Here is an 18,783-nt window from a genome sequence, read left to right on the forward strand (position 1 = left end):
TCGTCAGACCAGATACTGCTCCTGAATCGTCGTCGCCAGATTGTTGTTGTCGATGATCGATTGCGTGATGAATTCGTGCAAGCCGCTCTGGAAGATAGCTTCGATATTGGTGTTTTCGAGCCTGGCGAGCATGGCGCGCGCCGCATGCTGACTCGGGCCGATGCGGCCATATTGCCGTGCAAGCTGGTCGAGGAAGCGCACGAGGTTTTCGTAGCAGGCGTAGAGCGAGCGCGGCATCTCGCGGTTGAGCGTGAGCAGATCCGCGACCAGCCAGGGCTTCACGCTTTCGCGATAGACCCAGTGATAGGCGGTGAGAGCCGAAACCGAACGCAGCAGCGATGACCACTGGAAATAGTCGAGCGTGCCGCCGACGCGCTCGGTCGCCGGCAGCAGCACATGATACTTTACATCCAGCAGGCGCAGGATGTTGTCGGCGCGCTCGATATAGAGGCCGAGACGGGTGAACCAGTATTCGTCGCGCCGCAGCATGGAGCGATAGGCGGAGCCGTCCACCACGAGCGAGACGTTCTTCACCCAGTCGAGAAAGCGCGTCAGCTCCTCGCGGTCCATCTTCTTGATGTCGTAGTTCTTGAGGTCGAGCCAGGCGCCGTTGATCGCGTCCCACATCTCGGTGGTGATCGCGGTGCGCACCGCGCGCGCGTTCATGCGCGCGATCTCGAGGCATTTGCGAATTGAGGCCGGATTGTCCTCGCTGAAGCAGAGGAATTCCCGCACCGTCTTTTCGTTGGCGTCCTTGTAGATGCGATGGAACGCGTCGGCGCTGCCCGCGGTCAACAGCGCGCTTGTCCATTCGTTGTGCGTGCCGCCATAGGAAGCGGGGAGGGCGGACAGTCTTGTCGACGCGTCGAGGATGCGGGCGAGATTTTCCGCGCGCTCGATATAGCGCGACATCCAGAACAGGCTGTCGGCGGTGCGGCTCAACATGGATCGACTTCCTTCACAACGCCAACGCCAATCTTGTCCGTCCGTCAGACATCCAGCACCCAGGTGTCCTTCGTGCCGCCGCCCTGGCTTGAATTCACCACCAGCGATCCCTCCTTCATGGCGACGCGCGTCAATCCGCCGGGCACGATCCTGACCTTGTCGGAGCCGGAGAGCACGAAGGGCCGGAGATCGACATGGCGCGGCGCGACGCCCGATTTGGTGAAGGTCGGGCAGGTCGAGAGCGCCAGCGTTGGCTGGGCGATGTAGTTGTCGGGCTCATGCTTGAGACGGCGGCGGAAGGTCTCGATCTGGTCCTTCGTCGCGTGCGGGCCGACGAGCATGCCGTAGCCGCCGGAGCCGTTGACCTCCTTCACCACCAGCTCGCCGAGATGGTCGAGGACGTAGGCGAACGCGTCCTTCTCGCGGCAGCGCCAGGTTGGAACATTTTTCAAGATCGGTTCTTCGCCCGTGTAGAACTTCACGATCTCCGGCATGTAGGAATAGACCGCCTTGTCGTCGGCGACGCCGGTCCCGACAGCGTTCGCCAGCGTGACGTTTCCGGCCTGATAGGCGCCCATCAATCCCGGCACGCCGAGCACCGAATCCGGCCGGAAGGCGAGGGGGTCGAGGAACTCGTCATCGACCCGGCGGTAGATCACGTCGATGCGCTGAGGCCCTTCCGTCGTGCGCATATAGACGACGTCGTCGCGCACGAAGAGATCAGAGCCTTCCACCAGTTCGACGCCGAGCTTGTCGGCGAGGAAGGAGTGTTCATAGAAGGCCGAATTGTATTGGCCGGGGGTCAGCAAAACGACGGTCGGATCGGCGGCGGCGCGGACCGGCGCGACCGAGCGTAAGGTCGCCAGGAGATTGTCAGGATAATTCTCGACCGGCGCGACGCGGTTGTCGGCGAAGAGCTCCGGAAACAGCCGGATCATGACCTCGCGGTTCTCTAGCATGTAGGAGACGCCGGACGGCGTACGCGCATTGTCTTCAAGGACATAGAAGGTGTGCGGATCGACCCGGACGATGTCGATGCCGGCGATATGGCAGTAGACGCCGTGCGGAACTTCGAAACGGTCCATCTCCGGCCGGAAGTAGGGATTGCGGTAGATGAGATCGTTCGGGACGATGCCGGCGCGCAGGCACTCCTTCTTGCCGTAGACGTCGCGCAGGAAGGCGTTGAGCGCGTTGACGCGCTGGACGAGGCCGCGTTCGAGCGTCTGCCACTCCGACGACGAAAGCACGCGCGGGATGATGTCGAAGGGGATCAGGCGTTCGGTCGACTCCGCCTCGCCATAGACGGCGAAGGTGATGCCGATGCGTCGGAAGAAATATTCGGCCTGACTGCGACGGGTGTTGAGGAGATCGGGCGAGGCCTGTTCGAGCCAACGCGACAACTGAGCGTAGGGCTCCCGGATGCCGGGAGACTTCCCCATTTCATCAAACGCAACCGCCACGACCCCTCCCTGGCGCCGTCATGTTGGGTGAGTGGAGCAATGCGCGTGCCAAATTGCAAGCGCCCTTCTGAAACGCCTCTCAGACTGCTGACGGCGCGGGCCTCGGCGTCTTGCGCGGTCCGAATCAGCGGCGTTCGATGAGTTGAGGGCGGCGCCTTCGAGGCGCCGGGGCGTCGTGCGTCGAGTTCTTGTATCTCTGATCGCCTGCATATGCGCGGCCTCTGCGGCGGCGCAGGCGGAGGAGTCGCCTTTGTCGCCGGCTTTCGGCTCGCAAGGGGCGGTCGCCGGTCGGCCGCCTTCTCTCGTCCTTTTCACCGGACAGGAGTTCGACCGCGCGAATATCTATGCGTCCGGCGGCTTCAAATGGCGGCCCTTCAAGCCGCTGGGCGAGGATCGCTTCATCGTCGTCGGCGCGATCGGCGGAGGCCGCTGGCGCGAGACCAGGCCGCTGGCTCTGCGCCGCGAAAGCGACAGTTGGAAATTCGCGGCGCATCTGCTTGTCGGCGCGGAATTCTTGGTCGCCGGCGGCTCGCTCGGCGTTTTCGTCGGGCCCGAATATTTTCAGGAGACGGCTGTCGATCCCATTGGCGCGACGCTTCGCCGCGAGCGGCGTTTCGGCTTCCGCATTCACGGCGACTGGTGGAGCCAACCCACACCGACAATGTTGCTGACCGCGAACATCGCCGCGGGAACGGCCAAGCAGGACGTCTGGAGCCGCATCGCATTCGGCTGGCGCGTCAATCCGGCGAAGGAGCTGTGGGGCTATCTAGGGCCGGAGCTGTCGCTCTATGCGGCGAAGGATTCGACCAAGGTCCGCGTCGGCGCGCACTGGTCGGAATTCGGGCTCGGCGGATTCAAATTCCGCGTCTCAGCCGGCGCGCTCAAGGAGGATGGACGCAGAGTCGGTCCGTATCTCACGGTCGGCGGCTACCGCGGGTTCTGACCTTGAGGGCGGCTTGAAAGTGGTGCGATCTATTCCTACCATATTGGTGAAGGAGTCGGCCATGGGACATGTCGACAAACGAAGCATTACGCTGTCGCCGGATCTCGCCGCGGTTGTGGACGGGGCGGTGGACGCCGGCGAATACGCCTCCGCCAGTGAGGTAATCCGCGATGCGCTGCGGCTGTGGAAGGAACGGCGCGATCTGCTTGGCTATACGGTCGAGGAATTGCGGCGGCTCGCGCAGGAGGGAATTGACAGCGGGCCGGGTCGCTACGCCTCGATTGACGAAATCAAAGCAGCCGCTCGCGCCGGATGGGCGCGGGCGAAGAAGGCCGGATGAGCGGTTTTCCCGTTCAATTCACGAAACAGGCTGAAGACGACCTGATTTCGATTTGGCGATATATCGCAAACGAAAGCCCGCAGGCGGCTGATCGCGTCTTGGATCGCATTAACAGCCGATGCCAGGGCCTCGCCGCGCATCCCTATTCCGGACCGCCGCGGGAGGAGATCGCCGCCGGCGTACGGCATCTCGCGATTGACGGCTATCTCACGCTCTACCGCGTGAGGAACGAGCAGGTCGAAATCCTGCGCGTCTTGCATGGCGCGCGCAATATCGATGACATCAACGTGCCGGACTGATCTGTGACTGTCCGCGCCGTCCTCAATTAATCCGCAAGTGGTCGAGCCGTGACGGCAATTCGCTCAGCATCTCGATCGGCGCGTTGGCGAAGGCGACGCGCAGATGGCCCTCACCGCCAGGGCCGAACCATGATCCCGGCAACGCAAGCACGCCGCGCTCCATCGCCATGGTCTCCGCGATGCGCGCGGCAGACGCCTTGTCTCCGAAGGGATAGCGCAGGAAAGCGAAATAGGAGCCGATGGAATCAATTGTCCACCCTTGAGCCGACTTCATCGCGTCGGCGAAAGCCGCAGCGCGCGCATTGATGTCGGCGCGATTGTCGGCGCGCCAGTCGCGCAGCGCATCCACCGCCCAGGCCGTGACGATCTGGCCGACGCGGGCCGGACATATCTGCAGCGTGTCCAGACATTTCGCGATTTCGCGCACTAACGTCGGCGCGCCGAGGATCGCGCCAAGGCGATAGCCGGGAATCGCGTAGGATTTGGAGAAGCTGTAGAGCTGGATCAGGTGATCGCGCCAATCCTCGCGCGTGAAGAGATTGTGCGGACGATCAACGCCATCAGGCATGAAATCGCGATAGGTCTCATCAACGATAAGCCAGATATTTCTGCTGCGGCAGAGCTCATGGAAAGCTGCAATCGTCTCGGGCGGATAGATCGCGCCGGTCGGATTGTTCGGCGTCACCAGCACGATGGCGCGCGTGCGTTCATCGATCAGCTTTGCGGCCTCATGAACGTCAGGAATGAATCCGTTCGCCGCGTTGCAGATCAACGGGCGCGCTTCGATCCCCAGCATGTCGAGCGCCATCTTGTGATTGAAGTACCAGGGGCTCGGCAGGATGATCGAGTCACCGGCTTTCGCGAGCGCCATAGCGGTGACCATGAAGGCCTGATTGCAGCCCGCCGTAATGGCGATATTGCCCGCGCCGAAATTAGAAGCCGCGTAGATGTCGCGAACGTCGGCGGCGTAGGCTTCGCGCAGCGCGGCGTCGCCTTCGATTGCGCCATAGCGCGCGCTCGCAGGATCGGACGCGGCGGCGCCGAGGCGCTGCAGCATCTCGGGCGGAGGCGAAACCGCCGGCGCCGCCTGCGAGAGGTCGATCAGGGGTCCGCGCGCGCCGCCATAGCGCGTGATCCAGCCGCGCGCCTCCGGGATTGGCGGCGTCGCGGTGTCGATGAGATGGGGATTGATCGGAGCCGTCATGCGTTTGGCGTCCAGCCATAGATCCAGCGGTGGCGGTCGAGCATGCCCTGACCGTCGAGCCGCGCCATGATGAGATTACGCGCCCATGCGATCGGCCCGCTCGCGTGATAGGCGCGGGCGTTGGCGCGCGACGCCTTCTGCACGCGCGCCGCGCGATCCATGCGCCGAGCCGCGTAGCGGGCGAGAGCGCGCGGAAGATTTTCGCTCGCGCGCGACATTTCCTGTGCGAGCACCGCGGCGTCCTCGATCGCAAGCGCCGCGCCCTGGGCAAGAAAAGGCAACACTGGATGCGCGGCGTCGCCAAGCAGCGCGACCGATCCGCGCGTCCAGAGCGGCAGCGGCGCGCAATCATGCAGCGACCAGACCTGCCAGTTCGGCGCTGCGGCGATGAGGTCGCGCGCCGTCGCGCCCATGCGCCGCATGAGATGATCGAGCGCCGCGCGATCGCCATCATCGCCCCATGTTTCGCGATGCGCCGCGTCGCGCGGCTTCTCAGTCGGGCGCACCAGCACGAGATTGATCATGCGGCCGCCGGCGACGGGATAGTGGACGAGATGCGCCTCGCGCCCGATCCAGAGATGGGTGATCGGTCGCCGCGCCGCCTCGGGCGCGGCGTCGGCCGGAATGAGCGCGCGCCAGGCTTCATAATTCGCAAAGCGCGTCTCGGCCTTCGGCGCGACGAAATTCCGAACGCGCGACCACAGCCCGTCGGCGCCGATCAGCGCGCGGCCCTCGATGGTTTCGAGCGCGCCGGCCGACGTCCTCACCCGTAATGTAACGCCTTCATTGGAGACGCTGACATCCTCGACCTTGCGGCCGACGAGAAAGCTTATGCCGCGATCGGCGCGCGCGGCGTCGATCAGCGCCGTCTGCAAATCGGCCCGGAGCGTCGCCCAGTAGGGCGCGCCGAAAGCGGCGCTCGCCCCCGAGATCGGCATGCGCGCGAGCTCGCGGCCGCCGTCGAGGCGATGGACGATCAGCGCGTCGGGCGAGGTGGCGCGCCGCGCCAATGCGGCGCCGAGGCCGAGATCGATGAGAACGCGGCTGGCGTTCGGAGAGAGCTGGAGGCCGGCGCCGACTTCGGCGAAGCGCGTCGCCTGCTCGATCAGGGCGACCGGAAATCCGGCGCGCGCAATCGCAATCGCGGCGGTCAGACCGCCGATGCCTGCGCCTGCGATGAGGATGGGCCGATCGGCGGCGTCCGCCATCGCCCCGCGTCAGGCCGCCTTCGGCGCGGGCTCATGCCAAGCCGCGCCGGTCGGCTCCGTCGCGTCGCCATGAAGCTCCGGCAGGTAGCGATAGAGCGTCGAGCAGTAGGGGCAGATAATCTCGTTGTCGCCGCCCATGTCGAGGAAGACATGCGGATGGTCGAACGGCGGCTTCGCGCCGATGCACATGAACTCCCGCGCGCCAATATGGATGGTCGCGACGCCGTGGTCGTTGTGGAAATAAGGAACGCCGTGATCGGCCATCGGCTCGTCCGTCCGCGCTGAAGGGTCGGGGCTTGGGGACCATATTGGCGGCGCGGGGTCAACCGCTTCAGGCGCGGAGCCAGCTATCCACTCGCCGGGCGAATGGCGCCATGCTCGCAGAGTGAGCCCCCGTTATGTTAGGAGGGGCGGATGCTATATCTCGAAATAGGACTGGTTCTCCTCCTTACCGTCGTCAACGGCCTGCTCGCCATGTCCGAGCTGGCGGTCGTCTCCTCAAGGCCGGCGCGGCTGCGAGCCATGGCCGAAAGGGGGGTCAATGGGTCCCGCCGGGCGCTGGCGCTGGCGGCCGACCCCGGCCGGTTCCTGTCCAGCGTCCAGACCGGAATCACCCTCGTCGGCATCCTGTCCGGCGCGTTCTCGGGCGCGACCCTGGGCGACCGGCTGAGCGCGGCGCTGGCGGACGCCGGCCTGCCCCCGGGCGCCGCCTATGTGCTCGGCGTCGGCGTCGTCGTCACCCTCATCACCTATCTCTCGCTGATCATCGGCGAGCTGGTGCCGAAACAGATAGCTTTGCGCGACCCCGAGCGCATCGCCTGTCTTGTCTCGCCGGCGATGACGGTCATGGCGCGGCTCTCGGCGCCGGTCGGCTGGCTTCTCGACAAGTCGGGCAAGATCGTGCTCGCCCTGATTGGCCTGTCCAAGGACAGCGACAAGGGCGTCACTGAAGAAGAGATCAAGACTCTCGTCGCCGAGGCGGAGACGGCGGGCGTGCTGGAGCCCGGCGAGCGCGAGATGATCACCGGCGTGATGCGGCTGGGCGACCGGCCGGTGCGCACCGTCATGACGCCGCGCATCGACGTCGACATGATCAATCTCGCCGATGATCCCGCGGCTGTGCTGAAGCACATCATGGAAAGCCCGCATTCGCGCTTTCCCGCCCATGACGGCAATCCCGACGAGGTGGTCGGAATCATCTGGGTGAAGGACCTCATCGGCGCGCGCGTTGAGCCCTGCACCGTCAACCTGCGTGAGCTCGTACGTCAGGCGCCGATCATTCCGGAATCGATGGACGCGCTCGACGTGCTCAACGCGTTGAAGGCGTCAGCCGTGCATATGGGCCTCGTGCATGACGAGTATGGCCATTTCGAAGGCGTGGTGACCGCCGCCGATATTCTCGAAACCATCGTCGGCGCGTTCGAGACGGAAGAGGGCGCGCCCGAGCCGCCGATCGTCGAGCGCGGCGACGGATCGATGTTCGTCGCGGGCTGGATGCCGGTCGATGAATTCGCCGATCGCATCGGCGTGCCGCTGCCGCCGCAGCGCTCCTATGAAACCGTCGCCGGACTTGTGATCGCGAAAATGGGCCGTCTTCCCGCGGTCGGCGAGACCTTCGACATCGCGCGCTTCCGCGTCGAGATCGTCGATCTCGACGGGCGGCGCATCGATAAAATTCTGATCTCGCCGCTGCAAGGGAACCGGCGCGCCGCCGCGGCGTGAGCTGCGCCTTCATTCAATCTCAAAACTCATCCTCCATGCACCACTTCTCTTCCGATGGCGTCGACATCGCCTTTATCGACAATCAGCCTCTCGAACATGTCGCGCCGGGCAACGGCGCGACCGTAATGTTGGTGCATGGTTTCGCCTCCAATCACGCGGTGAACTGGGTCAACACGCTGTGGACGACGACGCTCGGCCGCGCCGGCTTCCGCGTCGTCGCGCTCGATCATCGCGGTCATGGCGAAAGCCAGAAACTCTATGACTCCAGGCTCTATGGTCCCGCGATCATGGCGGAGGACGTGCGCCGCCTGATGGATCATCTCGGGATCGAGCGCGCCGACGTGATCGGCTATTCCATGGGCGCACGCATCACGGCGCAACTCGCTTATGCCCATGGCTGGCGCGTGCGTTCGGCGGTGCTGGGCGGACTTGGTCCGCGTCTCGTCGAGGGCACGATGTTCGCCGACGGCATCGCCGAGGCGATGGAGGCGCCATCGCTCGACTCGCTGACCGATCCGATGCAGCGCATGTTCCGCGCTTTCGCGGAGCAGTTGAAATGCGATCTGAAAGCGCTGTCGGCCTGCGTGCGCGGATCGCATCTGCCGATGACGCGCGAACAGTGCGCTTCGATCAAGGCGCCAATCCTCGTCGCCGCCGGCACCAAAGATCCGCTGGCGCGTGAACCCGAAAGACTCGCGGCGATGTTTCCGAACGCGCGCGTGCTCGAAATTCCCGGCCGCGATCATAATCTCGCCGTCGGCGATCGCGTTCACAAGCAGGGCGTCGTCTCCTTTCTTTCAGAACGTCCGTGACGCGACAGAAGCGGCATGGCGAATGGTTCGCCGGCGCGTCCGGCGGACGGCTTGCGGCGACGATCGTCGGCGAAGGCTCTCGCATCGCGCTGCTGTTGCATGGCGGCGGACAGACGCGCCACGCATGGGACCGCACGGCGCTCCAGCTCGCGCAGTCCGGATGGACCGCGATCACGCTCGATCAGCGCGGCCATGGCGAAAGCGATCATGCTGTTGACGCGCGCTATTCATTCGAGGAGTTCGGCGCTGACGCGCGCGCTGTCGGCGATGAGATCGCGCAACGTTTCGGCCAGCGCGCAGTCGCGATCGGCGCGTCGCTTGGCGGAATTGCGTCGCTGCTGGCTCTGCGTTCACGTCCCGATGTGTTCGCTGGACTGATCCTCGTGGATGTCACGCCGCATATGGATGCGACCGGCGTCAGCCATATTGTCGGTTTCATGAGCGCGCATCTCGAAGCGGGATTCGCCACGGTCGAGGAAGCGGGCGACGCGGTTGCGGCCTATTTGCCGCATCGTCCGAAACCGTCGTCGCTTGAAGGTTTGAAGCGCAATCTGCGTCAGGGCGAGGACGGGCGCTGGCGCTGGCATTGGGACCCGCGCTTTCTCACCGGACCGCATCCCGTGAGTTCAAATCCGCTCGAAGAGCAGGCGCGCGCGATCGAGGCCAGTCGCTCGCTGAAAGTTCCGACGCTGCTGGTGCGCGGCCGTTCAAGCGAACTCATCACGGAAGCTGCGGCGCAGCAGTTTCTAGAACTCTGTCCGCACGCGGAATATGCCGATATCGCCGGCGCGCGGCATATGGTGGCGGGCGACGTCAACGACGCCTTCTCGCATACGATCCTCGAATTTCTGAATCGGCGGTTTCCCGGCTGAATTTCTCCAGAATTCAAACGGGGATTGAGTTTTCTTCGCTGGCTCGGCGTAGAGAGATTTTCTCCGATTTGGCGAAAGCGGGCAGAACGCTTATCTTCGCAGCCAACTTGTCCATCATCGGACGGAGGTCCGCATGTCCCAATCCGAGACCAGGGCGCGCCTGTCGCGCCACGGGCTGCAGGCGATCGATCCCGTATGGGATCGCATTCGCATGGAAGCCGAGGAGATTGTCACGCGCGAGCCGGAGCTTGCGGGCTTCACGCTTCGCTCGATTTTGAATCATGACACTCTCGAAGAGGCGATCATCCATCGCATCGCGGCGCGGCTCGATCATTCAGTCGTGCCGGCTGATCTGATCGTGCAGGTCTATCGGGGCGTGCTGAGAGATCATCCCGAGATCAGCGCCGCGTTTCGCGCCGACATCATGGCGGTGGTCGACCGCGATCCCGCCTGCACGCGCGTTCTCGAACCGGTTCTTTATTTCAAGGGCTTCCATGCGATCCAGACGCACCGTCTGGCGCATAGTCTCTGGAACGAGGGGCGGCGCGATTTCGCGCTCTATCTCCAGAGCCGCTCGTCCGAAGTGTTCCAGACGGATATCAATCCGGCGGCGCGGATCGGCAAGGGCATCTTCCTCGATCACGCCACCGGTCTTGTCGTCGGCCAGACCGCAGTCATCGAGGACGACGTGTCGATGCTGCATGACGTGACGCTGGGCGGCACCGGCAAGGAGCACGAGGACCGGCATCCGAAGATCCGCCGCGGCGTGCTGATCGGGGCCGGCGCGAAGATTCTCGGCAATATCGAGGTCGGCCATTGCGCGCGTGTGGCGGCGGGCTCGGTCGTGCTGCACCCGGTGCCGCACAACACGACCGTCGTCGGCGTGCCCGCCAAGGTGGTCGGGGAAGCTGGCTGCGCCGAGCCGTCCCGCAGCATGGACCAGATCATCAGGGAGAAGCTCGGCGGCTAGGCCGCCGAGCCGGATTTCCCGTCTCGCGGGCGAAAGTCCCCAAGCTCCAGCGTCAGCGCTGGGTCAGAGGAAGAGCGCCGCCGCTTTGCGGCGCGGGCCATCCGACGGAGCGACCGAGTTCGGTTGTGTGACAACCTGCGAGCAGCAGCGCGAGAGCGGCGATCGACAGCCAACGCATTCAAGCCTCGGCGCTCTGAAGCGTCTCAAGAGCAGACGCGATCCGTTCGCGTTCATTCCAGGCGACAACGAGATTCAGCGCCAGCAGTAGCAGGGCGGGCGCGAACGAGCCGCCGATCAGGAAAACATGAGTGACGACTGCGCCGACCATGACGCAGGTCAAGAGCAGCGCGGCGACGCCGGAGGTCGCCGGAAGCAGAAGCGCCGCGGCGCCGAGAATTTCGAGCAGGCCGGTGAGATAGCGGAACCATTGTCCCACCCCGATGTGGTCGAATGTCTCGACCATCATCGAAGCGCCAAGAAGTTTGGCTCCGCCCGCGCTCAGAAAGGCTGCTGCGAGCAAAGCCTTGACGGCCCAGAGCGCATAGCTGCGCCAACGCGGCGTCGTTGGCGAAACGGATTGATCAAGCGACATATTCGATCCTCTGAATATTTGCGTTTGATCAAGATTGAGATGTAATATCATTTGTGCAAGAAGGATGATTTTTGTGATCTAGTATGAAAAATCAGACTATCAGAGATGACGGGGACGTCGAGTGCCAGAGTCTCGGCAATCCGGTGCCGGACATTCATCGCGCTCTCGGCGTTATCACGGGGAAATGGAAGGGGGAAATCCTCTGGCAACTCGTTCAGCGGACGTATCGTTTTGGCGAACTCAGACGAGCGATTCCCGGCGTCACGCAGCACATGCTGACGGCCCAGTTGCGCGAGCTGGAAGCTGACGGCCTCCTCAAGCGGACGGTCTATGCCGAGGTGCCGCCGCGGGTCGAATACGAATTGACGCCAGCGGCCGAGGCGCTGCGACCGGTTTTCGATGAGCTCTTTCGCTGGTGGAGAGAACATGGCGCCGTGGCGCGGGAACAGGCGCCTTCGCAGCGACCCTAGGTCAGCGCCGGACCATCCGCATCGCCTTTCAAGGGTTGCCCGGACGCCCTTCGCCATGGCAGAGGACCGGCCAATTCAGGAGCCGGCCGTGGACAAGACCGAGATCATCAAGCTGCAGAACTATCTCAGGAAGCTCTTCAACAACACGGCGATCCGCGTGGTGCCGCGCATGAAGAAGAACGATTCCTGTGAGGTCTATATCGGCGAGGAGTTCATCGGCGTGATCTCGCTCGACGCCGAGGATGGCGAGCGTGACTACGCCTTCCAGATGGCGATCCTCGGCGCCGATCTCGACTGAGTTCCTCCGGCTTCCCTGCTTCTTCTGCGTTGGAGCGCGCCTGCGATCGGGCGCAAATAACGCCTGCGATGTTCCCGGCGCGACAGCGTCGGCGATGATGACATGGCTTCATCTCCCGAACTGACGCGGTTCGCCGCGTCGTGGATGGAGCGAAGCCATGTACATCTATGTCTCCTATCGGCAGCAATATCCGAAGTTCACCTCCTATGTCAGGGACAGTTTTCCAAAGTTGATCGAAGTGCCCAATGTCGTGAACGCCCTGCAGGTCTGGGGCTTCATGACGATGGAGGAGATTCGCAAGGCGCTCGAGTGGCAGGAGGGCGATGTCTTTGACACCGTTTCCGTCGAGATCAGCGAGCCCTTCTATTACGAAGACAAGCGCAAGTTAGGACCCAAGGAATTTGGACGCACGCCCCGCGTGTTTAGCGAGGTCGCAGTCTCGCCAAAGGCCGTGCAGGCCTTCGAGGACGGAAAGGGCGTCAGCATCACCGGCTATGGGCTCAAGGTCTACACGGTTGGCGCGCAGATGCTTGGACAGCTCGTCTACAACTATGCCGGCAACCATTACTGGAAGCCGAGTCAGGACGCGGAGGTAGCGAACGCCAAGGCGCGTCAGCGTCGGCAGGGCTTTTTCGGACAGGTCTATGGCGGCACGCCGTGCTAGATCACGCCGCATTTTGATTGAAACAATCAAAATGCGGGAACGTGATCGATTCCAAAAGTTTAGAGCATTGCTTACGCAGCGCGAACGCTAGCGTTCGTCGCGGGAAAACCGGTTTCCACTTTTTCGCGCCATGCTCTATGGGGGCGAGGCCTGGCGACCGTGAGGCTTCACATGAAAGAGCCGCCCGAGGGCGGCTCTTCTGTTTTGTCGTGGAGTTTTAGCGGATTGGCGGCGCGTATTGCAGCCCGCCCTTGCTCCAGAGCGCATTCTTGCCGCGGGCGATCTTCAGCACCGAACCCATGCCGACGTCATGCTCGAAAGCTTCGCCATAATTTCCGACATGCTTGACGATGCGATAGGCCCAATCGTTGGTCAGGCCGATCGCCTCGCCGAATTTTCCTTCCGTTCCGAGGAGACGCTTGACCTCGGGATTGGATGATTTGAGCTGCTCGTCGACATTCGCTCTGGTCACGCCGAGTTCTTCGGCGTTGAGCATGGCGTTGTGCGTCCACTTCACCAGATTGAACCACTGCACGTCGCCGCTGCGCACGACGGGCCCGAGCGGTTCTTTCGAGATGATCTCCGGCAGCACGATGCTGTCCTGCGGGTCCTTCAGATTGAGGCGTTCTGCGTACAACGCCGATGAATCATCGGTGTAGGCGTCGCAGCGGCCGGATTCGTAAGCTTTGATCGCTTCGTCGCCCGTTCCGAACGAGACGAGATCGTATTTCAGATTGTTGGCGCGGAAGAAGTCGGCGAGGTTGAGCTCGGTCGTCGTGCCTTGCTGCGCGCAGATCGACGCGCCTGAAAGCTTCAATGCGGAATCGACGCCGAGCTTCTTGTGAATCATGAAAGCCTGGCCGTCGTAATAATTCACGCCCGCGAAGGTGATACCAAGCGCGGTGTCGCGCGCCATCGTCCATGTGCTGGTGCGCGAGAGCAGATCGACTTCGCCGGCCTGTAGCGCAGTGAAGCGGTCCTTCGACGTCAACGGCACAAACTTGACCTTGGCCGGATCATTGAAAATTGCGGCCGAGATGGCGCGGCAGAGATCGACGTCAAGGCCGGTCCAGTTGCCCTGCGCATCGGGAACGCCGAAGCCGGCGAGACCCGGGCTGACGCCGCAGGTCAGTTGGCCGCGCGCTTTCACCTGCGCCAGCACCCCGGTCTGTGCATGCGCGATATTGAAGTTGAGACATGAGGCGGCCGCGACAAGCGCGGCGCTGACAATTCGCTTCATTTCATTCCCCTGTGGGCGGAGCGATGTCGCCGCGACCTATCTGGACCCGGAGGGGAGGATTTTGATGCGGATTGACGTTGCCGCTTCGGCAGAGAATGCGGGTTGGGAGCGCCTTTGCGGAACCGCGCAATGGCGAGCGCGATTTCGGCGCGTCAGCGCAGGGCGCGTCCGACGAGATTCAGCACGCCGCTCTTCAGACGCTGCCATTCCGGCAGCAGCGCCGGGTCGAAGCTGACGAGCGCGTCGACGCCCGCTGCGCGGAATGTCGCGAGACAGCGCGGCGGCAAGTCGTGGCGGCCGACGCCGGCCGTCGGGCAACGGGCGGCGAACTCCGCGCCGTCAGGCGTCATCACCAACTCCTCACCTTCGTAGGGAGAGCCGGCCTTGAAGCGCCGCATGATGAGACCGCCGGGATTGGACCAGATCTCCGGCTCGATGAAACGGCCATGGACGGCGAGTGAGCGGGTCGCGGGGTCGATCCCGTCAGCCGCCTGCAGGGACATCAGCACATGAGCCGAGGCGGCAGGAGGGGCGGCGTGGCCGCGATCATCCCAGGCGACCAGATGCGCCGGTCCGAGATCGGGCCAGCCCAGGATCAGGTCCGCGCGGTCGAGCTTGCCGCCCTGCCTTTGCGGGCCCGGATGGATCAACGCCTCATCGAGTTCGAGAATGCGTTCGCCGAGTTCGATTTTCACGAAGCGCGGCGCCAGAGGCGCCGCCGGCGTCCAGCGCAGCAACCCGATCGCGCCAACCGAGATCATCGCCGCGACAAAGGCGGCGGCGATGGGAGCGAGGGATCGGCCGCGATCGGCGGCTTCGACGGGAGCTTCAAACATGGCGGCGCAGATATGGATGGCGGGGAAGGCTCCCGCCGCGCTTAACCAAGATCGACGTTCTCGCTTAACCGTTCGTTAAGGCTGATGCATCGTTAAGCCGCCGGGTCCGGACCGGCGCTCTGGCTTTTCATCCCATGTTGCTGCTGACGCCCGTCGCACTCGAGTCCCTGTCGTCGATGGCGCTTGGCCTCGCCTTCGCCGGGCTGCTCGCCTCGGCTTTCGAACTGTTCACGACGCGCCGCGCCAGTTTCAGCCTGCTGCAGACTGGCGACATCAGGGCGCTAGCCTCGGTGCCGGTGGTCGTGTTCACAGCGCCCTTCATCATCCTCAGGAACACGCTGATCGGACGGCGGGTCGAGGGACGGCCGTTCCTGTTCGTGATGCTGGCGACCGTCATCGCCTGCGTGTGGGGCATGATGTGCGGTCGCCTCATGCTCGATCTCGTGCTGAGCCTGATCGCCTGAGGCGAAGAGTCGGTTAGCCGGCCAAGCTGAAAATCTGATTCAAGCGGCTGCGGCGGCGATTCAAGCGCGGGCGAAACAGATTCAGGTCGTTGCCAAGCTGATTCAAGTCGCTGCAGATATGATTCCGCCCGATCGCGCATCCTTTTGAAATCAAACGATTTCAAGCGGCCGGCGAATACTCGACCGCTCTCTCCGTTGGCGCTGAAGCCGCGTCAGGCCGAAGCGATATAGTCTCGCATCGCGGCGCTTTCCGCCTCGAAATCGGCGAGACGACGCTTCACCACGTCGCCGATCGACACGATGCCGACGAGGCGATCGCCCTCGATAACAGGCACATGGCGGAACTTGCCCTCGGTCATCATCGCCATCACCTGGGTGATCAAGGTGCCGGGATTGCAGGTGACGACATTGCGGGTCATGCAGCTTGCGACCGGCTTGTCGAGCGCTGCGGCGCCTTCGCGCGCGATCGCGCGAACCACGTCGCGCTCGGAGATGATGCCCGCCACCTTGCCTTCGACGCTTGTAACCAGCGCGGCGCCGATCCGGCGCTCTGACAGCAGGGCGGCGACGTCGGCGATCAAGCGATTGGGCTCGATCGTAACGACCGACTTGCTCATGATTTTGGCGACAGTCATGCGCTTCTCCCTTCGGCTTTCCCATCGAACACGACAGGCAAGCCTCTTGTTTCCTGGAGGCGCGACTCTCTTCCGAACGCCTGACGCATCCGGAAGGCAGTCCGCCCGGGTTGCGCCGACAGGTTCGAACCGCGGTCCAAACCCGCGACTTATCGAGAGCATGGCGCATATTGTCGCAGGGAGCAACCGCGGACCAGGCGCCGCGCCCACGCTTCCGGCTTTCAATTAGGGGGCGAAACGCTGTTTCGCCGCTTGACCTCAAGCAAGGTTGAGGTCGTACGCAGGCGAAACGAGGGGTCAGCGGACCCCAGGAGCGACCGATCGTATCATGATGCTTTTTGCCGCCGACAAGTCGCGCGATCCCGCGCCAGAGGCCCTCGCGACTGCAGGCCGGCTGGCGCAGCCCGCGGCCGACCGGTGGGTCCATATCCTCCGGCCCAAATACGCCGTGTCGACCCTGACGCTGTGCCTCGGAGTCGCGCTCTTCGCCTTCAACACGTTCCTGGTCTCGACGGCGCTGCCTTCGGCGGTCGCCGAGCTTGATGGCGCGTCGTTGATCTCGTGGTCGACGAGCCTTTATCTGATCTTCGCCATCCTCGGGGGATCGGCGGCCGCGCAGATCCAGGCGCGACGGGGACCGCGGGCTGCGCTGGTCGCGAGCTCGATCGTCTTCCTCGCGGGCACGCTGCTGGCCGCGGCCGCGCGAGGCATGCCGCAACTCCTGGCGGGACGGGTTCTGCAGGGTTTGGGCGAGGGGATCATCGCCGCCATCTGCTACGCTCTGATTCCCCGAATTTTTCCTTCGGGGCTGGTTCAGAAGGTGTTCGGCGCCGAGGCGATCGTCTGGGCTGTGGCGGCTTTCGGCGGCCCCGTGATCGCCGGCTATCTCACCGAGACGGCGTCATGGCGCATGGCGTTCCTGGTCAACGCGCCGGCGTCGCTGATCTTCATGTTCCTCGCCGTGATCGTCGCGCCTTCCCGCGGCGAATCCGGCGACAGAGCGCGGCTGCCTGTCGCGCCTCTCGCCCTTATCGCAGCGGGCATGCTCTTCATCACCTTCGCCGGGCTGGCGTCCCCGACGCTGGCGATCGCTGTGGCGCTGGCGGGCTTCGCCGCCTTCGCGCTTGCGCTCCGCATCGATCGGGGAAGCGCGGCGCCGCTGTTCCCCAAGGACGCCTTTCGGGCTTCACGTCCGGTCGGCGCGGGGCTTTGGGTCGTGCTTCTCATGCCGATGGCCCAATCGTCCGGCTCCGTCTTCGTCGTCTATGGGCTGCAGAATCTGTGGGGTTATGCGCCGACCCTCGCCGGTTCGCTGAACGCGATCATGGCGCTGAGCTGGAGCGCGATCGCAATCGTCGCGGCGAGTTTGAGTTCGCGCCGCCTGCGTTTGGCTCTTATCTGGATCGGGCCCGCGATGCTGATCCTGGGTCTCGCCGGATTGGTGTTTGCATTCTGGACCGGGCAGATAGCGCTGCTTGTTGTCGCGCAGATTCTGGTTGGCGGCGCTTTCGGGGCCTGCTGGGGAGCGCTCAGCCAGGCGGTGATGGAGGCGGCGCTTGAGCAAGAGCGCGACAGGGCGTCGGCCCTCCTGCCGACAGCGCAGTCTGCGGGATATGCGATCGGCGCGGCCTTGATGGGCGCTATCGCAAACATGGCCGGTTTCGCCTCGGCCCGTGCCGGCGCCGAACTGCAGCAGGCGATGGTCGTGGTGCTCATGGCGGGAACGGCGCTCGCTATTCCAGCGCTCGCGGCCGCACTGCGTGCGGCCGCGTTCCTGAAAGGCCGCGCCGATGTGCGGCTTGGGTCGTGACGCCGCGGACAGGCTAGTGAAGGTCGGCCTTTGGCAGCCGGCCGATGGGATCGAACACGTCGAACAACAGGAAGCCCGCTGCAAAGCCGCCGACATGGGCCATCCATGCGACCGGCTCGTCGCTGACGCCAAGCGGGACGGCCGCGATGCCAGTCAGGATGTTCAGTCCGAACCAGAGCGCGACGAAGATCATGGCGCGGCTATTGCGGAAGAAGTCGACGAGCGGCGCAGCGGGATAACGGAAGGCGTCGTCGCCCGGCGCCCGCCAGCGGCCCAGGGGGCCGCCGGTTGAGAAGGCGAACCGCGCCATGGCGCCGGTGAAGCCCGACACCGCGCCCGACGCGCCGATCAGGGGCAACGGCGAGAGCGGGTCGATCGCCATATGAGCGAGCGCGCCCGCTGCGGTCGCCACGAGTCCGAGCAGAATATACCTCAGGGAGCCGAACCGCCGGTCGACCGCCCCGCCGAAGGCGACCAGCCAGAGCGAATTGACGATCACATGGGTCCAGCCGCCGTGAAGGAAGGCATGGGTGACGAGCGTCAAAGCCCGGCCGGAGCCATCGTTCCCGATCCGCGCGGCGATCACCGCCTTCTGATATTCGATGCTGTCCTGCGAAAACTGCGCCCCGGTTGTCACGAGCCTTTTCAGCTCTTCCATCGCCTCGTCGCGCGCCCAAAGGAGATCCAGGCGCAACGGGATGAAGCTCCAATCGAAAACCAACTGGAAATCCGCTTCATCGCTAAGCAACCAGACGCGGATCGCGTGAATTCCGAGGATGATGAGGGCAAGAATCAACGTCGCGAGCGGGACGTTGAAGATCGGCTCGCGAGAAGGGGGAGAATCCATGACCCTATCTGGCCCGCGCTGGCCGGCGGGGCAATCCTGACGGCGCTGGCGTCCGGCGCAAAAAAATGGGGAGAGCTTTTGGCTCTCCCCGTCGGCGAATTCGCCAGCCTGGGCATCTGGGTCTCGATGCGATGCGGCCAGTCCGTCCTCGC

At 64.1% G+C, this 18,783-nt stretch carries 22 protein-coding genes; 12 read left to right on the top strand and 10 right to left on the bottom strand.

The features are described from left to right. Positions 1-3: 3 nt before the first annotated feature. Together L8F45_RS04165 and L8F45_RS04170 are read right to left on the bottom strand one after the other, a co-directional pair. A complete protein-coding gene (locus L8F45_RS04165; RefSeq protein ID WP_342361629.1) occupies positions 4-945 on the bottom strand; it encodes an alpha-E domain-containing protein in 942 nt (313 codons plus the stop codon). A gap of 44 nt (positions 946-989) precedes the next feature. Beyond that, on the bottom strand, positions 990-2,384 hold the full coding sequence (locus L8F45_RS04170; protein WP_342363359.1) for a circularly permuted type 2 ATP-grasp protein: 1,395 nt from the start codon (positions 2,382-2,384) through the stop codon (positions 990-992). Positions 2,385-2,655: 271 nt separating this feature from the next. Here L8F45_RS04170 and bcsS point away from each other — a divergent pair, with 271 nt between their 5' ends. The 3 genes from bcsS to L8F45_RS04185 all read left to right on the top strand — a co-directional run bounded on the left by bcsS (position 2,656) and on the right by L8F45_RS04185 (position 3,987). Continuing rightward, a complete protein-coding gene (gene bcsS, locus L8F45_RS04175) occupies positions 2,656-3,348 on the top strand; it encodes a cellulose biosynthesis protein BcsS (protein ID WP_342361630.1) in 693 nt (230 codons plus the stop codon). A gap of 61 nt (positions 3,349-3,409) precedes the next feature. Continuing rightward, a complete protein-coding gene (locus L8F45_RS04180; protein ID WP_342363360.1) occupies positions 3,410-3,688 on the top strand; it encodes a type II toxin-antitoxin system ParD family antitoxin in 279 nt (92 codons plus the stop codon). Next, a complete protein-coding gene (locus tag L8F45_RS04185; protein WP_342361631.1) occupies positions 3,685-3,987 on the top strand; it encodes a type II toxin-antitoxin system RelE/ParE family toxin in 303 nt (100 codons plus the stop codon). Before L8F45_RS04180 ends, L8F45_RS04185 begins: the two co-directional genes overlap by 4 nt. Positions 3,988-4,009: 22 nt before the next feature. Here L8F45_RS04185 and L8F45_RS04190 read toward each other — a convergent pair whose 3' ends face one another. The 3 genes from L8F45_RS04190 to L8F45_RS04200 are packed head-to-tail and all read right to left on the bottom strand — an operon-like array spanning position 4,010 to position 6,663. Continuing rightward, positions 4,010-5,191, bottom strand: a complete 1,182-nt coding sequence (locus L8F45_RS04190; protein ID WP_342361632.1) for an aminotransferase — start codon at positions 5,189-5,191, stop codon at positions 4,010-4,012. Beyond that, positions 5,188-6,399, bottom strand: a complete 1,212-nt coding sequence (locus L8F45_RS04195) for an FAD-dependent monooxygenase (RefSeq protein ID WP_342361633.1) — start codon at positions 6,397-6,399, stop codon at positions 5,188-5,190. The genes L8F45_RS04190 and L8F45_RS04195 overlap by 4 nt, the downstream gene beginning before the upstream one ends. Before the next feature lie 9 nt (positions 6,400-6,408). Beyond that, positions 6,409-6,663, bottom strand: a complete 255-nt coding sequence (locus L8F45_RS04200; protein ID WP_342361634.1) for a zinc-finger domain-containing protein — start codon at positions 6,661-6,663, stop codon at positions 6,409-6,411. 150 nt (positions 6,664-6,813) lie between these two features. Here L8F45_RS04200 and L8F45_RS04205 point away from each other — a divergent pair, with 150 nt between their 5' ends. The 4 genes from L8F45_RS04205 to cysE all read left to right on the top strand — a co-directional run bounded on the left by L8F45_RS04205 (position 6,814) and on the right by cysE (position 10,775). Then, positions 6,814-8,121, top strand: a complete 1,308-nt coding sequence (locus tag L8F45_RS04205) for a hemolysin family protein (RefSeq protein WP_342361635.1) — start codon at positions 6,814-6,816, stop codon at positions 8,119-8,121. Between the two features lie 35 nt (positions 8,122-8,156). Further along, on the top strand, positions 8,157-8,933 hold the full coding sequence (locus tag L8F45_RS04210) for an alpha/beta fold hydrolase (protein ID WP_342361636.1): 777 nt from the start codon (positions 8,157-8,159) through the stop codon (positions 8,931-8,933). Further along, positions 8,930-9,805, top strand: coding sequence for an alpha/beta fold hydrolase (locus L8F45_RS04215; RefSeq protein ID WP_342361637.1), 876 nt, complete (start codon positions 8,930-8,932; stop codon positions 9,803-9,805). The genes L8F45_RS04210 and L8F45_RS04215 overlap by 4 nt, the downstream gene beginning before the upstream one ends. Before the next feature lie 133 nt (positions 9,806-9,938). Next, positions 9,939-10,775 carry a serine O-acetyltransferase gene (gene cysE, locus L8F45_RS04220; RefSeq protein WP_342361638.1) on the top strand — a complete coding sequence of 279 codons (837 nt, stop codon included), beginning with the start codon at positions 9,939-9,941 and terminating at the stop codon, positions 10,773-10,775. A 178-nt stretch (positions 10,776-10,953) separates the two neighbouring features. Here the strand turns inward: cysE and L8F45_RS04225 are convergent, their stop codons facing one another. Continuing rightward, positions 10,954-11,367: a DoxX family protein gene (locus L8F45_RS04225; RefSeq protein ID WP_342361639.1), complete on the bottom strand. Its 414-nt coding sequence runs from the start codon at positions 11,365-11,367 to the stop codon at positions 10,954-10,956. An 83-nt stretch (positions 11,368-11,450) separates the two neighbouring features. Between L8F45_RS04225 and L8F45_RS04230 the strand changes: the two genes are divergently transcribed. The 3 genes from L8F45_RS04230 (at position 11,451) to L8F45_RS04240 (ending at position 12,799) form a co-directional block, all read left to right on the top strand. Next, positions 11,451-11,837: a winged helix-turn-helix transcriptional regulator gene (locus tag L8F45_RS04230; protein ID WP_342361640.1), complete on the top strand. Its 387-nt coding sequence runs from the start codon at positions 11,451-11,453 to the stop codon at positions 11,835-11,837. Between the two features lie 88 nt (positions 11,838-11,925). Then, positions 11,926-12,135 carry a DUF3126 family protein gene (locus L8F45_RS04235; protein ID WP_342361641.1) on the top strand — a complete coding sequence of 70 codons (210 nt, stop codon included), beginning with the start codon at positions 11,926-11,928 and terminating at the stop codon, positions 12,133-12,135. A 157-nt stretch (positions 12,136-12,292) separates the two neighbouring features. Further along, entirely contained in the window at positions 12,293-12,799 is a 507-nt protein-coding gene (locus L8F45_RS04240; RefSeq protein WP_342361642.1) for a hypothetical protein, read from the top strand. A gap of 217 nt (positions 12,800-13,016) precedes the next feature. Here the strand turns inward: L8F45_RS04240 and L8F45_RS04245 are convergent, their stop codons facing one another. Next, positions 13,017-14,039 carry an amino acid ABC transporter substrate-binding protein gene (locus L8F45_RS04245; protein ID WP_342361643.1) on the bottom strand — a complete coding sequence of 341 codons (1,023 nt, stop codon included), beginning with the start codon at positions 14,037-14,039 and terminating at the stop codon, positions 13,017-13,019. 152 nt (positions 14,040-14,191) lie between these two features. Next, a complete protein-coding gene (locus L8F45_RS04250) occupies positions 14,192-14,875 on the bottom strand; it encodes a hypothetical protein (RefSeq protein ID WP_342361644.1) in 684 nt (227 codons plus the stop codon). A gap of 137 nt (positions 14,876-15,012) precedes the next feature. Here L8F45_RS04250 and L8F45_RS04255 point away from each other — a divergent pair, with 137 nt between their 5' ends. Beyond that, complete coding sequence (locus L8F45_RS04255; RefSeq protein ID WP_342363361.1) at positions 15,013-15,339, top strand: DUF6949 family protein; 327 nt, start codon at positions 15,013-15,015, stop codon at positions 15,337-15,339. A gap of 212 nt (positions 15,340-15,551) precedes the next feature. Here the strand turns inward: L8F45_RS04255 and L8F45_RS04260 are convergent, their stop codons facing one another. Further along, positions 15,552-15,974 (bottom strand): CBS domain-containing protein, encoded by a 423-nt coding sequence (locus L8F45_RS04260; protein ID WP_342361645.1) that lies wholly within the window; start codon positions 15,972-15,974, stop codon positions 15,552-15,554. A 328-nt stretch (positions 15,975-16,302) separates the two neighbouring features. Here L8F45_RS04260 and L8F45_RS04265 point away from each other — a divergent pair, with 328 nt between their 5' ends. Next, complete coding sequence (locus L8F45_RS04265; RefSeq protein WP_342361646.1) at positions 16,303-17,784, top strand: MFS transporter; 1,482 nt, start codon at positions 16,303-16,305, stop codon at positions 17,782-17,784. Positions 17,785-17,797: 13 nt separating this feature from the next. Here L8F45_RS04265 and L8F45_RS04270 read toward each other — a convergent pair whose 3' ends face one another. Beyond that, a complete protein-coding gene (locus tag L8F45_RS04270; protein WP_342361647.1) occupies positions 17,798-18,631 on the bottom strand; it encodes a rhomboid family intramembrane serine protease in 834 nt (277 codons plus the stop codon). Between the last annotated feature and the right edge of the window lie 152 nt (positions 18,632-18,783).

It is taken from the genome of Terrirubrum flagellatum (assembly GCF_022059845.1).
Taxonomy (GTDB): Bacteria; Pseudomonadota; Alphaproteobacteria; order Rhizobiales; family Beijerinckiaceae; genus Terrirubrum; species Terrirubrum flagellatum.

Excerpts from the sequence above, each read along its gene's own strand:
- L8F45_RS04165 (WP_342361629.1), bottom strand. The coding sequence starts at position 945 with ATGTTGAGCCGCACCGCCGACAGCCTGTTCTGGATGTCGCGCTATATC.
- L8F45_RS04170 (WP_342363359.1), bottom strand. The coding sequence starts at position 2,384 with ATGGGGAAGTCTCCCGGCATCCGGGAGCCCTACGCTCAGTTGTCGCGT.
- L8F45_RS04180 (WP_342363360.1), top strand. The coding sequence starts at position 3,410 with ATGGGACATGTCGACAAACGAAGCATTACGCTGTCGCCGGATCTCGCC.
- L8F45_RS04185 (WP_342361631.1), top strand. The coding sequence starts at position 3,685 with ATGAGCGGTTTTCCCGTTCAATTCACGAAACAGGCTGAAGACGACCTG.
- L8F45_RS04190 (WP_342361632.1), bottom strand. The coding sequence starts at position 5,191 with ATGACGGCTCCGATCAATCCCCATCTCATCGACACCGCGACGCCGCCA.
- L8F45_RS04195 (WP_342361633.1), bottom strand. The coding sequence starts at position 6,399 with ATGGCGGACGCCGCCGATCGGCCCATCCTCATCGCAGGCGCAGGCATC.
- L8F45_RS04200 (WP_342361634.1), bottom strand. The coding sequence starts at position 6,663 with ATGGCCGATCACGGCGTTCCTTATTTCCACAACGACCACGGCGTCGCG.
- L8F45_RS04205 (WP_342361635.1), top strand. The coding sequence starts at position 6,814 with ATGCTATATCTCGAAATAGGACTGGTTCTCCTCCTTACCGTCGTCAAC.
- L8F45_RS04210 (WP_342361636.1), top strand. The coding sequence starts at position 8,157 with ATGCACCACTTCTCTTCCGATGGCGTCGACATCGCCTTTATCGACAAT.
- cysE (WP_342361638.1), top strand. The coding sequence starts at position 9,939 with ATGTCCCAATCCGAGACCAGGGCGCGCCTGTCGCGCCACGGGCTGCAG.
- L8F45_RS04225 (WP_342361639.1), bottom strand. The coding sequence starts at position 11,367 with ATGTCGCTTGATCAATCCGTTTCGCCAACGACGCCGCGTTGGCGCAGC.
- L8F45_RS04230 (WP_342361640.1), top strand. The coding sequence starts at position 11,451 with ATGAAAAATCAGACTATCAGAGATGACGGGGACGTCGAGTGCCAGAGT.
- L8F45_RS04240 (WP_342361642.1), top strand. The coding sequence starts at position 12,293 with ATGTACATCTATGTCTCCTATCGGCAGCAATATCCGAAGTTCACCTCC.
- L8F45_RS04245 (WP_342361643.1), bottom strand. The coding sequence starts at position 14,039 with ATGAAGCGAATTGTCAGCGCCGCGCTTGTCGCGGCCGCCTCATGTCTC.
- L8F45_RS04250 (WP_342361644.1), bottom strand. The coding sequence starts at position 14,875 with ATGTTTGAAGCTCCCGTCGAAGCCGCCGATCGCGGCCGATCCCTCGCT.
- L8F45_RS04260 (WP_342361645.1), bottom strand. The coding sequence starts at position 15,974 with ATGACTGTCGCCAAAATCATGAGCAAGTCGGTCGTTACGATCGAGCCC.
- L8F45_RS04265 (WP_342361646.1), top strand. The coding sequence starts at position 16,303 with ATGATGCTTTTTGCCGCCGACAAGTCGCGCGATCCCGCGCCAGAGGCC.
- L8F45_RS04270 (WP_342361647.1), bottom strand. The coding sequence starts at position 18,631 with ATGGATTCTCCCCCTTCTCGCGAGCCGATCTTCAACGTCCCGCTCGCG.